This window comes from Vibrio sp. 10N.222.55.C7, from assembly GCF_041473335.1.
Lineage (GTDB): Bacteria > Pseudomonadota > Gammaproteobacteria > Enterobacterales > Vibrionaceae > Vibrio > Vibrio crassostreae_C.
Genome location: NZ_JBFRSC010000124.1, coordinates 1 through 532, shown reverse-complemented (window position 1 = coordinate 532; position 532 = coordinate 1). Strand labels below are relative to the sequence as shown.

The 532-nt window shown below is 43.2% G+C and carries 2 pseudogenes; both read left to right on the top strand.

Features of this window, described 5'->3' with window-relative positions:
* Positions 1-174, top strand: a pseudogene (locus AB4482_RS22975) (bifunctional aspartate transaminase/aspartate 4-decarboxylase); the annotation flags it as partial.
* Between the two features lie 206 nt (positions 175-380).
* Positions 381-532, top strand: a pseudogene (locus AB4482_RS22970) (pyridoxal kinase); the annotation flags it as partial.

Here is a 532-nt window from a genome sequence, read left to right as displayed (position 1 = left end):
TTCCGTCTTGCTCACGAAACCGGCGTAATCTTACTACCTGGTAAAGGTTTCGACACAGTACACGCATCAGTACGTGTATCACTAGCGAACCTTACTCACCACGAGTACGAGCTAATCGGCCGTGCAACACGCACTGTATTGGATGAGTACTTCGCTGAGTTTCAAGACGCATAAGTTCAAGTCTGGCTTAGAATCAAATACATGATTTAAAGCCGATGACGTCCAACTCATTAAGAATAAGCCTCGGCGATGTCGAGGCTATTCCGACCAAATAAGCACAGTGGTTAGATCGATAAAACTTCCTATCTTGATGTTCCGTTGTGTTTATTTAGTCGTCTTATCCAAGTATTCAAATCCATTTCAAACTGAAAGAGCGACGCATGAAAAGCATTATTTCTATTCAATCTCACGTGGTTTACGGGCATGCAGGAAACAGTTCTGCGGTTTTTCCAATCCAAAGAATGGGACTCGATGTGTGGCCAATCCACACTGTTCAGTTCTCTAATCACACTCAATATCAACAAGGTTGGAC